Annotated in this window: 10 protein-coding genes; 5 read left to right on the top strand and 5 right to left on the bottom strand. The window is 73.4% G+C overall.

The window, feature by feature from the left end:
• Window positions 1-514 precede the first annotated feature (514 nt).
• Both AAHZ94_RS16640 and AAHZ94_RS16635 read left to right on the top strand, forming a co-directional pair.
• A complete protein-coding gene (locus tag AAHZ94_RS16640) occupies window positions 515-2,032 on the top strand; it encodes an alkaline phosphatase PhoX (protein ID WP_349993676.1) in 1,518 nt (505 codons plus the stop codon).
• Window positions 2,033-2,531: 499 nt separating this feature from the next.
• Entirely contained in the window at window positions 2,532-3,608 is a 1,077-nt protein-coding gene (locus tag AAHZ94_RS16635) for an MsnO8 family LLM class oxidoreductase (protein ID WP_349993674.1), read from the top strand.
• 129 nt (window positions 3,609-3,737) lie between these two features.
• Here the strand turns inward: AAHZ94_RS16635 and AAHZ94_RS16630 are convergent, their stop codons facing one another.
• Together AAHZ94_RS16630 and AAHZ94_RS16625 are read right to left on the bottom strand one after the other, a co-directional pair.
• Window positions 3,738-3,917, bottom strand: a complete 180-nt coding sequence (locus AAHZ94_RS16630; RefSeq protein ID WP_349993673.1) for a hypothetical protein — start codon at window positions 3,915-3,917, stop codon at window positions 3,738-3,740.
• A 345-nt stretch (window positions 3,918-4,262) separates the two neighbouring features.
• Window positions 4,263-5,504 (bottom strand): TerD family protein, encoded by a 1,242-nt coding sequence (locus AAHZ94_RS16625; RefSeq protein WP_349993678.1) that lies wholly within the window; start codon window positions 5,502-5,504, stop codon window positions 4,263-4,265.
• A 658-nt stretch (window positions 5,505-6,162) separates the two neighbouring features.
• Here AAHZ94_RS16625 and AAHZ94_RS16620 point away from each other — a divergent pair.
• The gene (locus tag AAHZ94_RS16620) at window positions 6,163-6,585 is read left to right on the top strand and encodes a pyridoxamine 5'-phosphate oxidase family protein (RefSeq protein ID WP_349993671.1); all 423 of its coding nucleotides are present in this window, start codon (window positions 6,163-6,165) and stop codon (window positions 6,583-6,585) included.
• A gap of 297 nt (window positions 6,586-6,882) precedes the next feature.
• Here the strand turns inward: AAHZ94_RS16620 and AAHZ94_RS16615 are convergent, their stop codons facing one another.
• Complete coding sequence (locus tag AAHZ94_RS16615) at window positions 6,883-7,653, bottom strand: IclR family transcriptional regulator (RefSeq protein ID WP_349993670.1); 771 nt, start codon at window positions 7,651-7,653, stop codon at window positions 6,883-6,885.
• A gap of 216 nt (window positions 7,654-7,869) precedes the next feature.
• On the opposite strand from AAHZ94_RS16615, the gene AAHZ94_RS16610 reads away from it, so the two are divergent.
• Window positions 7,870-9,528 carry an aldehyde dehydrogenase (NADP(+)) gene (locus AAHZ94_RS16610; protein WP_349993668.1) on the top strand — a complete coding sequence of 553 codons (1,659 nt, stop codon included), beginning with the start codon at window positions 7,870-7,872 and terminating at the stop codon, window positions 9,526-9,528.
• A gap of 219 nt (window positions 9,529-9,747) precedes the next feature.
• Complete coding sequence (locus tag AAHZ94_RS16605; RefSeq protein ID WP_349993667.1) at window positions 9,748-10,809, top strand: aminotransferase class V-fold PLP-dependent enzyme; 1,062 nt, start codon at window positions 9,748-9,750, stop codon at window positions 10,807-10,809.
• Between the two features lie 157 nt (window positions 10,810-10,966).
• On the opposite strand, the gene thpD is transcribed toward AAHZ94_RS16605, so the two are convergent.
• Complete coding sequence (gene thpD, locus AAHZ94_RS16600; RefSeq protein WP_349993666.1) at window positions 10,967-11,878, bottom strand: ectoine hydroxylase; 912 nt, start codon at window positions 11,876-11,878, stop codon at window positions 10,967-10,969.
• 91 nt (window positions 11,879-11,969) lie between these two features.
• Entirely contained in the window at window positions 11,970-12,374 is a 405-nt protein-coding gene (locus AAHZ94_RS16595) for an ectoine synthase (protein ID WP_349993677.1), read from the bottom strand.
• Window positions 12,375-12,491: the final 117 nt, after the last annotated feature.

Genomic DNA, 12,491 nt, shown 5'->3' with positions numbered 1-12,491 from the left:
CCGCGCCCGCCCCCCCCCCCGGCCCCCCCCCCCCCGGGCCGGGGCGGCCCCCCCCCCGGGGGAGGTGGCCGGGGCGCGGGGTCGCGGGGGCGGGGCGGTCGTGGTGTGTGGGGAGTCGGACGTACGCGTTCGGGGTGACGGACTGGTCGGGTGGCGCGTGTATGGGGTGATTTGTCGGTCGGGGGCATGTGTTCGGAGCGGTGTATCGGCCACCGTTCGTACGGGGTGGTGCGGTTGCCCGGCGGGGTCCGTGCCGGGTGCCGCGCGTGTCGGATGGCGGGTGCGGGGCGTGCGTACGAGGGGAGCGCTCGAATCGGGCAGGAGCTACGTAACTTCGCGTAGTGCGCGCTGAGTACGGTGGCGCAGGATGGACGTCCGGGAAGGATTGGGGCGAACCGCGCGGCCAAGCGGCCCTTCTGATGTCTTGCCGCGTTCAACTGGTGTTCGGCCGGGCGGGGAACCCTGGCCGCGGCATGACAGGCGGATAGATCCGGCCAGCCACCAGGAGATGAAGATGCCGCTTTCCCGCAGAGACTTTGCGAAGCAGTCCGCGTACACCGGTGCCGGTGTCGCGCTCATCGGCACCGTCGATGTGCTCGCCACCGCCCCCGGTGCGATCGCAGCGGACACCGCGCGCGGGCCCCACCGCCCGACGCTCGGCTACGGGCCGCTCGTCCCCGACCCGAAGGGCCTGCTGGCGCTGCCCAAAGGCTTCTCGTACCGGGTGATCACGCGCACCGGTGAGACCACGCTGGAGACGGGCGAGTCCACCCCGTCCAACCACGACGGCACCGCCACCTTCGAGGGGCCGCGCGGGGCGACGCTGCTGGTCAACAACCACGAGCTGAGCGGGCGTCGGTCGAAGTGGCCGCACCCGGTGCCGCTGATCGACGGGCTGGTGTACGACCCGGCTGCGGCCGGCGGCTGCACCGTCGTGGAGGTGTCGCGCCACGGCGACCACGTCAGCGAGTGGGTCGGCATCGCCGGTACCTCCAACAACTGCGCCGGTGGCCGCACCCCTTGGGGCACCTGGCTGACGTGCGAGGAGACCGAGGACAAGGCCGGCCAGAACGGCATGACCAAGGACCACGGCTACGTCTTCGAGGTCGACCCGTACGCCCACCCGCGCCGGCACCACCACGCGGCCGAAGAGGTGGACGCGCAGGCCAACCACGACCCGAAGCCGATCAAGGCGCTCGGCCGGTACGCGCACGAGGCCGTCGTGGTGGACCCGCGGCGCGGGCACTTCTACCTGACCGAGGACGCCGACAAGCCCAACGGCCTGTTCTACCGCTGGGTGCCGCCGCACGGCTTCACGCCGGGCCGCCGCTCGCTGCGCCGTCTCGCCGACGACGCGGGTGTTCTCCAGGCGCCGCAGTGCTACGACTCGGGCGGCCGGTTCGTCGACGACCTGTCGCGGGCCCGCAAGGTGGGCACCGTCTACGGCGTGGACTGGATCACCGTGCCGGACCGGGACGCCAAGACGGTGTCGGTGCGCCGTCAGTTCAAGGACAGCCAGGTCACCCGTGCCCGCAAGCTGGAAGGCATGTGGTGGGGCGACGGCGGCGCGTACATCGTCTCCTCCTTCGCCCGTGGCGAGAGCCCGGTGGCGCACGACGGGCAGGTGTGGTTCTACGACCCGCGCCGTCGGACGCTGACCCTCAAGGTGCTGCTCGGCGTCAACCCGGACCCGGAGAAGGACGGCGCCTTCGACGGCCCGGACAACATCACGGTCTCCCCGTACGGTGGCCTGATCATCGCCGAGGACGGCGACGGCATCCAGCACCTGTTCGGCGCGACGGACAAGGGCGAGACGTACCCGATCGCCCGTAACGAGCTCAACATCGGCAGCGCCGACGACCCCTCGTACAGCGAGTTCACCGGCGTCGTCTTCTCGCCGGACGGAGACACGCTCTTCGCGAACATCCAGGTGCCCGGCATCATGGTGGCCATCACCGGCCCGTGGCGCCGCCAGCCCAACCGGCCGCACAAGCCGGGTCACGGTCACGGTCATGACGGTCACCACGGCTGAGTGGGACCGCTAGGCGGAGCCTGTTGCCTGTAGCGGGTTGGCTGACGGCCGCTGCTGGGCGGGCGGCTGATGGCTGACGGACGGCCTCGTTCGTTCTGCGCGTGTTCTGTTTCGCCCGATTACTGGGGGATGGGCCTTGTCTCCCCAGCGGTCGGGGCGGAACGGGCGGATCGCGCGGGGTGAGCGGGGCCGTTGCTGCTCCCGTTTCCGTTTCCGTTCCCGATCTCGGGGAGGGGTGCCGGTGGCGGGATAGGGAGAGAGCGGCGGTGCGGGTGGGGGCCGTGGCCTCGGGACGGTGTGGCCTCGGGAGGGAAGCGGGGGACTGGTCGGGAGGGGGCCGGGAGCGGGGCGGGGAGCGGGAGCCGGTACGGGTACGGGTGAGGCGGTTGGGTGCGATGGTCGCCGGGGCCGGGGCCGGGGCCGGGGCCGGGGCTGGGGCTGGGGGCCGGGGCCGGGAGCGGGGCGGGAATCCTGGTCGGCCCAGGACGTTGTTACCTGTGTGACCGCACGCGTGAGAAGCACCCCGTTCTCCGTACTCGACCGTTCCCGCACCCGGCAGGGCCGGGAGCACGGTGAGGCGCTGCGCGACACCGTCGCCTTCGCCCGACTCGCGGAGGAGCTCGCCTTCCACCGGTTCTGGGTCTCCGAGCACCACAGCGTGCCCGGCGTCGCGGGATCGGCGCCGACCGTGCTGGCCGCGGCGGTGGCGGCGGCGACCCGGCACATCCGGGTCGGCACGGGCGGCGTGATGCTGCCCAACCACCAGCCGCTGGTCGTGGCGGAACAGTTCGGGGTGCTCGCCTCGCTCTTCCCCGGCCGCATCGACATGGGCCTCGGTCGGTCGGTCGGCTTCACCGACGGCATCAGGCGCGCGCTCGGCCGGGACAAGGAGGCGGCCGACGGCTTCGGCGAGCAACTCGTGGAGCTGCTCGGTTACTTCACCGGCGAACAGCAGGCGCACCCCGAGGTGCACGCGCGCCCCGCCGAGGGGCTGCGGGTGCCCGCGTTCGTGCTGGCCACCGGCGCGGGGGCGGAGATCGCCGCGCGGGCCGGGCTGCCGTTGGTGATCGCCGCGGCGGCGGGCGAGGCGCGCATGGTGGAGGCCATCGAGCGGTACCGAGCGGCTTTCCGCCCCTCGGCGCAGGCGTCGGAACCGTACGTCGTGGTGGCCGGCACCGTCGCGGTCGCCGAGACCACCGAGCAGGCGAGGCGGCTGCTCATCTCCGAGGCGTGGTCGGCCGCCTACTCCCGCACCCATGGGGTGTTCCCGCCACTGGAGCCTACCGAGGCCATCGAGGCCAGGGCGATGACCGACCGCGAGCGCGCGCTGTACGAGCAGTCGATGCGCGGCCATGTGCACGGAACCGCGGACGAGGTGGCCACGGCACTGGACGGCCTGATAGCGCGGACGGAGGCGGACGAGGTGCTGGTGACCACGAGCAGCTACGACCGGGAGGGCATGCTCGACTCCTACCGACGGCTCGCCCGGCTCGTCCAACCGTCGCCCACGGAGCCCGCTCGCGGAGCGATTTCGACCCCGTCGGCCGTCTCGCCATCGCTGACCCCGCTGCGCTGACCTCCTGGTCACCCGCCTGGCCTCCCGCGGCGCGGCGGAGTGGGGGCCTGCGGGGCGGGGTGCCGTTCCACGGCGAGGGCGGGGCTGCTGCGGGGTGGCCGGGGCGCCGGCCGGGGTCGGCCCGTGCGGTCAGGCTGCCTTGACGACTTCCTCGCGTATGGCCTGTCGCCAGGCCGCGCGCAGTCGGTCCAACTCCTGGAGCTCCGTGGGGGACCAGGACCGGTTGCCCGCCACGAAGTCGCGGATCGCGTCATTGGCGAGCGCGGCGGGCGAACGGGAGCCTGTGGACGGAGGGTTGGTCGGGATCATGGGTCCTACCTTAGGTCCAGGGACTGACAGTGGACTCACGGCGGGTGACTCGCGGGCGTCGCCCGGGTGCGGTCCGTACACCGTCCCGACATCGAACCCCACCGCCCAGACCTCGCCGCTCTGGCGCCGATCCGGCGTCGCCCGCCCCGGGACGTGGCCGGACGCGTGGCACCAGCTAGCCAGCCAGCCGGCCCACGCCCCGCCCGGTGCCGTACGACGGGTGGCGGGCGGGGCGGACTGCTGGGGTGTGGCGGGTCGGGCGCGCACCCGGTGGTGGACACTGACCCGGTGCCGTCGCGGTGGCGCCGGGGCAATCGGTTGGCCGGCCGGGGGTGCCCGGGTGGGTCAGAGCGCTGCGCCGCCGGGCTTGACCATGCCGCGGACGGTGCGCGAGTCGACGTACTCGCCCATCGCCGTCATCTCCCATTCGCCGCTGAACTGGCGGATGAGCTTCGCCATCATCACGCCCGTGCGCGGCTCGGCGTGCGTGAGGTCGAAGCGGACGAGCTCTTCGCCGGTGCCCGCGTCCAGCAGACGGCAGTACGCCTTCGCCACGTCGGTGAACTTCTGGCCGGAGAAGGAGTTGACCGTGAAGATCAGCCCGGTGACCTCCTGGGGCAGCCCGCCGAGGTGCACCGTGATGACCTCGTCATCGCCGCCGCCCTCACCGGTCAGGTTGTCGCCCGAGTGCTGGATCACACCGTTCAGGATGGAGAGCTTGCCGAAGAAGCAGGCGTCGATCTTCTTGCGGTTCGCCCCGTACGCGATGACGGACGCGTCCAGGTCGATGTCCTTGCTGCGGAACGCGGGCTCCCAGCCGAGGCCCATCTTCACCGAGGTCAGCAGCGGTCGACCGCCCTTGACCAGGGAGACCGTCTGGTTCTTCTGGAGGTTGACCCGGCCCTTGTCGAGGTTGATCTTGCCGGTGCCGGCCGGCGGTGGCGGCGGGGTCGCGGGGGCGGTGTGCGGCGCCGGCGGCGGGGCCATCACCGGGGGCGCGGGCGGAGCCGGCGGCGCGGTCGGGAAGCCGGCCGGGGGAGCGGACGGGGCCTGTGGGGCCGGGGGCGTCACGGGCTGCGCCGCGGGGGCCGCGGGCTCCTCCACGCTGACGCCGAAGTCGGTGGCGATGCCGGCGAGACCGTTGGCGTAACCCTGGCCGACCGCGCGGACCTTCCACGCGCCCGCGCGCCGATACACCTCGACCACGACCAACGCGGTCTCCGTGCCGAGCTGCGGCGGCGTGAACGTCGCGATGACCGAACCGTCGTCGGCGCCCCGCACGGTGGCCGTCGGCTCGGTGCCGGCGAAGGTGGCGCCCGGGGCGTCGAGGCTGGCCGTCACCACGATCTTTTCGATGTCGGCGGGCACGGCCGAGGTGTCCACGGTGATCGAGTCGCCGGCGCCGCCGGCCGCGGCGCGGTGGCTCACGCCGGGCCCGGTGGGCTGGTTGTAGAAGACGAAGTCGTCGTCGGAGCGCACCTTGCCGCTGGCGGTGAGGAGCAGGCCCGACACGTCGAGCCGCACCGGAGCGGTGACGTCCACCGTCACACGTGGGACGGAGAGAGGGAGGTTCGAGCCGGGTGTCATAGCGGTCATGTCCCGGGTAACGACCGGGCCCGCTTTACGGTTCCTTGACCAGCTCACGGGGGTGAAGCAGGGTCCGCCGCCCGGCGCCCGCACGGTGCTCAAGTGCTGCGCACGGCCCCGGGAAGAGGGGTGAAAGGGCTGGTCAAACGGTGTCTCTGAGTTGAGCTGCGGCCTGTCGGGGGCCAGTGGAAACCGCTGGTGGTGGACCGCGTGCCACCGGCGCGGGATGTGGACCTCGCGCGGTTCGGCGCACGCCGCACCAAGCGCAACGTCGGTCCGGCCGAGGCCGACGAAGAGGCCGGTGCCGCCGACACCGAAACAGCAGTCGAAGGGGACACCGACACCGAAACGGACACCGGCACCGGGCGGTGGCACCCGGGGTCCCGGGGCTCGGGCGCGTTCACCTGCGCGCACGCCAGTGGCGGCGGCAACGGCACCGCCCCGGGCACGGACGGCGGCACCACTCCAGCAACGTCCCCTGCCGCGCCCTGCCGCACCCCGGCACCCACCTCACCCCAGCACCCGACTCACCCCACCCCAGCGGTCGTTCCGCTGGCTGGATCTCGTCCGTGTCGTCCGGGGCCGGAAATAGTCGCTCGGTGCGGTGTGCTGACTGCGGGTGTCCGGGTTGCTGTCCAGGTCCCGCAAGGAGTGCCGCATGCCGCTGTCCCTCGAAGAGCGTCAGGATTTTCTCGCCGAGCCGCACGTGGCGGCGCTGGCCGTGACCGCCGCCGGCGGGCGCGGGCCGCTGAACGTGCCGGTGTGGTACGCCTACGAGCCCGGCGGCGAGGTCCAGGTGATGACCGAACGCGGCTCGCGCAAGGCGCAGTTGATCCGGGCAGCCGGCCGGTACTCGCTCCTGGTGCAGCGGACCGAGCCGACCTACCGGTACGTCACCGTGGAGGGGCCGGTGACCGCGGCGGACCCCGTGACGGAGGAGGAGTTGCGTGCGATCACCGCCCGCTACCTGCCGGCCGAACGGGTCGATGAGTACGTGACGCGGGTCCTGCCCGGCATCGATGAGCTGGTCAACTTCCGGCTACGCCCCGAGCACTGGCTTTCGGCCGATGTGAGTGCCTGACCGGCGGCCCTGCCACCGGGCGCCGGACCAGGCCGTACGGCGGCGGGGCAGGCCGCGGCGGTCCCGTAATGAGGGGCACGGCCGCGCCGGCGTCCCGCGCTCCGTACCGTCGCGCCCCTGCCCGTGTACCCGTGGGCCGGCGGCCGACGCGCCCCGTACCCCCAGCCGCCTCCCGCACTCCAGCCGCCCCCGCACCCGCCCACCCGCCAGGCGCGCCAGACCAGCCATTCCCAGCCGTCCGCCCGCCGCCGCCCGCGGCGCATTGGCCCCGGCAGCCACCGCGGCCGGTCGACTCCCTCACCCCCGTCGAGTCACCAGGGCCAACGCGTCGCGGGCGGCGTGGAGGGCGGTGGTGATGGTGCGTTCGTGGGTGGGGGTCAGCCGGGCTGCCGGGATGGAGCAGCTCAGGGCGTCGCGGGCGGGGGTGCGGTACGGGACGGCTACGCCGAAGCAGTGCAGGCCGAGGGTGTTCTCCTCGCGGTCCACCGCGTAGCCGCGCTCGCGCACCCGGTGCAGTTCGTCGACGAGCCGCTCCCGGTCGGTGATGGTGTGCTCCGTCAACCGGTCGAGCCGCGGTGGGAGCAGGTCACGCACCCGGTCGTCGGCGTACGTGGCCAGCAGCGCCTTGCCGAGCGCGGTGCTGTGCGCGGGCAGCCGGCGGCCGACCCGCGCGAAGGGGCGCAGGAAGTGCGGTGCGGGGCGGATCGCGAGGTGCACCACGCTGGTGCCGTCGAGCCTGGCCAGGTGGATGGTCTCGGTGGTGTCGGCGCACAGCCGGTCGAGCGTGGGCCGGGCGGCGGCAACGACCTCGTCCCCGTCGACGTACGAGGTGCCGACCAGCAGGGCGCGCACCCCGATGCCGTACCGGGTGCCCGTCGCGTCCGTCTCCACCCAGCCGAGCTCGACCAGCGTGCGCAGCAGCATGTAGAGGCTGGACTTGGGGTAGCCGACCGCCTCCTGGACGGAGGCGAGGCTGTGCGTGCCGGGACGGGCGGCGAAGTACTCCAGCAACTCCACCGTACGAACAGCGGACTTGACCTGCGCACCACCTGCGGCAGCCACTGACATGTGCCCTTGACCCCTTTGAATCGACAGACCTAGAGTCCCCGGGTAGTCCACGTTCTGGTCGATGTCCCAGCCGAAGTCCCGTCAATGTCACGGTCGGTGAACCAGTCGACCGGCTAGTTGACGAAACGGTCGGCACCGGGTTCGACACGCGGTCGACGTTCAGCGTAGCGAACAGCGCCGGAGGTACGGCGCGCAAGTACCCAGGAGGGGCCTGCCGTGCCGGCACCAGTGTGGAGCGTCGATCCGCGAACCGGGAAACAGCGGGAGCAGGTCGCGCTGGAGTCCGACGCCGCCGCCGTGGACCGTGCCGTGCGGGCCGCCCACGCCGCACGTGATGACCTCGCCGACCGCACCACCAGGGCCGCCTTCCTGCGCACCGCGGCGGCACTCCTTGAGGCGGACGGCGCCGCCGTGGTGGCCCTGGCCGACGCCGAGACCGCGCTCGGTACCGGCCGGCTCACCGGTGAACTGGCGCGCACCGCCTACCAGTTGCGCGCCTTCGCCGACGTCGTCGACGAGGGCGGCTACCTCGACGTCACCATCGACCACGCGCTGGACTCGCTCACCCCGCCCCGGCCCGACCTGCGCCGCTACCGCATTCCGCTCGGCGTCGTCGCGGTCTACAGCGCCAGCAACTTCCCGCTGGCCTTCTCCGTACCCGGCGGCGACACCGCGAGCGCGCTGGCGGCCGGCTGCCCCGTCGTCGTCAAGGCCCACCCCGACCATCCGGCCACCTCCGAGCGCTGCGCCGAACTGCTGCGCCGCGCGGCCGAGCAGCGCGGGCTGGCCGCCGACGTCGTCACCCTCGTGCACGGCTTCGCCGCCGGCACCGCCCTGATCAACCATCCGCTGGTGCGCGCCGCCGGCTTCACCGGTTCCATCCGCGGCGGCCGTGCCCTGTACGACGCCGCAGCCGCCCGCCCGCACCCCATCCCCTTCTACGGCGAACTCGGCAGCCTCAACCCGGTGGTGATCACCGAGGCAGCCGCCGCGGAGCGGGCCGCGGAGATCGGCAGCGGGCTGGCTGGCTCGGTGACGCTGGGCGTCGGGCAGTTCTGCGTCAAACCCGGGCTGGTCCTCGCGCCCGCCACCGAGGCCGGTGACCAGGTGCTGGCCGCACTCGCCGCGGCGGTCGCCGCCGTCCCGCCCGGCGTGCTGCTCGACGCCAGGATGCGGGACGCGTACACCGCGGGCGTACGGGAGCGGGCCGCGCTGCCGGCGGTACGCACCGCCGTACCAGCCCCGGACGCCGCCGCACCGGCCCTGGGCAGCACCGATCCCACCGCGGACGCGTCCCCCGCCGGCCAGGCCCAGACCGACCCGGCAGCCGACGGGAAGGCCGACGGCCTGGCCCGCGCCGGAGTGCTCACCGTGCCCGCTGCCGAACTCGCCCGGCAGGGCCCGTACGACCTGCTGCTCGAAGAGTGCTTCGGGCCGGTCACCGTCGTCGCGCGGTACGCGCACGAGGACGAGATCGGCGCGGTGCTGCGCCGGCTGCCGGGCAACCTCACCGCAACCGTGCAGCTCAGCGCGGCCGAGTGCGCGGGCGATGGCGCCGCGCCGGCGGCCGGCGGGGAAGCTGACGGTGGCGGCCGTGGCGCGCGGCTGCTCGCCGAGCTGACCCCGCTCGCCGGGCGGCTGCTGGTCAACGGCTGGCCCACCGGCGTCGCGGTCGCCCCGGCCCAACACCACGGCGGGCCCTACCCGGCCACCACCTCCACCACCACGTCGGTCGGGGCCGGCGCCATCGACCGCTGGCTGCGCCCGGTGGTCTACCAGGACACCCCGCCCGCGCTGCTGCCGCCCGAACTGCGCGCCGAGAACCCGCTCGGCCTACCGCGACGGGTGGACGGCCGCCCCGAACGGCGCCCCTGACCAACAACGGCGCCCCTGCCCAACGCTGCTGACCGGCCGCTACCGCGTCCGACGTACCGCGGCCACCGCGCGGGGCGTACCGCCGGCCGCGACCCGGCCGCACCGCCGTTACGTCACCGCGCGCAGGGCCTTGGCGCAGGCCAGCGCGGTGCGGCCGGGGCGCAAGACGGCGCCGCCGTGGCATGGACGCGCCGGGCGGGCGGCCCGCATAGTGAGGTCATGGAGAGCCTGGCAACGGAACGCACGGTCCGCCAGCAGTTCGCGGCCGAGACCACTTACCTCAACACCGCATCCACCGGCGTGCTGCCCCGGGACGCCGCCGAGGCCGTCCGCACCGCCCTCACCGAGTACAGCACCGGACGGCCCTACATCAAGGAGGGCTTCGACGCCGTCGAGGAGTCCCGGGCGCTGTTCGCCCGGCTGGTCGGCGTGGACGTCCCGAGGGTCGCGGCCGGCGCGTCGGTCGCGGTGTACGCGGGGCTGCTGGCCACCTCGCTGCCGGCCGGCGCCGAGGTGCTCGTCGTCGACAACGACTTCAGCTCCCTGGTCAACCCGTTCGTCGTGCGCGCCGACCTCAAGGTGCGCAGCGTGCCGCTGCCCGAGTTGGCCGACGCGGTACGACCCGGCACCGACCTGGTCGCGGTCAGCGCCGTACAGTCGGCGGACGGCCGGATCGCCGACCTCGCCGCGGTGCGGGACGCGGCCCGCGCGCACGGCGCCCGCACCCTCATCGACGCCAGCCAGGCCGTGGGCTGGCTGCCGCTGCGCGCGGACGACTTCGACTACCTGGTGGCGGTGGCCTACAAGTGGCTGCTGGCGCCGCGCGGTGCGGCGTTCCTGGTCACCCCCGAGGACCGCGACCACATTTCGCCCGTCTTCGCGGGCTGGGTCGCCGGCGAGGTGCCGTGGGACTCCTGCTACGGGCCGGTCACCGAGCTCGCACACTCCGCGCGGCGCTTCGACGAGAGCCCCTGCCTGCTCGCGTACAACGCGGCCCGGCACTCGCTCGCGCTGATCGACGGGCTCGGCCCCGAGCGCATCGGCGCGCACAACGCGGCGCTCGCCGACCGTTTCCGGGCCGGCCTGGTGGAACTCGGCCACCAGCCGATCCCGGCCCCCGGTTCGGCGATCGTGTCGGTGCCCGGCCTCGACCATCTGGCGGAACGGCTGGCCGACGCCGAGGTGTTCCTCTCCAGCCGGGCCGGCAACTTGCGGGCCTCCTTCCACCTGTACAACACCGAAGCCGAGGTGGACCGGGCGCTGGCCGCCCTCGCCGGCTGACCGCGCGCCGGCCGGGACCTGGCGGGAGCCCGGGCCCCGGCCGGACCGCCGGCCGTGCAGTCGCCGGCCACCCGGCATCCCCCGGCACATGGGGTCCGAACGCGCCGCGGGGCGGCAGTGGCCGGGCCACCGCCGCCCCGTCGGGCTGCTTCCGGAGCTAGCGCACCGGTGTGAACGGCGGCCGGGCGCCGATGAACTCGGGGCGCGGCACCGGGGCGGCGAACGGCTCCACCGCCGGGTTCTCCATGCTGTTGAAGACGATGAAGACGTTGCTGCGCGCGTACGGGGTGATGTTGTCCCCGCTGCCGTGCATGCAGTTGCAGTCGAACCAGGTTGCCGAGCCCGCCCTGCCGGTGAACAGCCGGATGCCGTGCGCATCGGCGAGCTGGGTCAGGGCCGCGTCCGAGGGGGTGCCGGCGTCCTGCATCTGGAGCGACTTCTTGTAGTTGTCCTCGGGCGTGGCACCCGCGCAGCCCAGGAACGTACGGTGCGAGCCGGGCATGATCATCAGCCCGCCGTTGGTGTCGTGGTTCTCGGTCAGGGCGATCGAGACGGACACCGTCCGCATCCGCGGCAGCCCGTCCTCGGCGTGCCAGGTCTCGAAGTCGGAGTGCCAGTAGAAGCCGGAGGCGCCGAAGCCGGGCTTGACGTTGATCCGGCTCTGGTGCACGTACACCTCCGAACCCAGGATCTGCCGGGCCCGACCCACCACCCGCGGGTCGCTGACCAGCTTGGCGAAGACCGGGCTGATCTCGTGCACCTCGAACACCGACCGCACGGCCTGCGACGCGGGCTCGACGATCGAGCGCTCGTCGGCCCTGACGGCCGGGTCGGAGACGAGCCGGTCGAGTTCGGCGCGGTAGCCGGCGACCTCATCGGGAGTGATCAACTGATCCACCGTCAGAAAGCCGTCGCGCTCGTAACCGGTCAGCTCGGCGTGGTCGATGGGCCCCTGCGCCCATCCGCCGTCCGGCATCGCCCACACCACCGGGTCCTGCCGCGGGGTGGACACCTCGGTGGCCCCACGGGTCGGGTACAGGTCGGCGATGCGCTCGGGTGCGGTGGTCATGGTGTTGCCTTCCTCTCCTCTCGTACGGTCCGTGCGTGGCGGGCCGCAGCACCGGTAGTGGCCGGCGGGCGGCCTAGACGCCGCCCGCGCGTCAGGCGTCCGCGGGCTCCGTCAGCAGCGGGTACACGCCGTTCTCGTCGTGGTCCTCGCGGCCGGTGACCGGCGGGTTGAACACGCACACGCAGCGGAAGTCGGTCTTCGGCCGCATCGTGTGCTTCTCGTGCCCGTCCAGCAGGTACATCGTGCCGGGGGTGATCCAGTGCTTCTCGCCGGTCTCGTCGTTGGTGAGTTCGGCCTCGCCCTCCACGCACAGCACGGCCTCGATGTGGTTCGCGTACCACATCGACGTCTCGGTGCCGGCGTACAGGACGGTCTCGTGCAGGGAGAAGCCCACGCGCTCCTTGGCGAGCACGATGCGCTTGCTCTCCCAGGTGCCCGATGCGGCCTTCACATGCCGGTCGGTGCCTTCGATGTCCTTGAACGAGCGGACGATCACGGTGAGTCGGTGCCTTTCTCTCGCGCGCCCCACGGGGCGCGGCCGGCCGGGGCCCCCCCCCCCCGGGGGGCGCCGGGGGGCGGGGGGGGGGGGGGCCAGGGAGATTGAAAAAAAAGA

This window comes from Streptomyces sp. HSW2009, from assembly GCF_040240285.1.
Classification (GTDB): Bacteria; Actinomycetota; Actinomycetes; order Streptomycetales; family Streptomycetaceae; genus Streptomyces.
The sequence above is the reverse complement of the archived record's forward strand: the minus strand, read 5'-3'. Positions and strand labels throughout refer to the sequence as shown.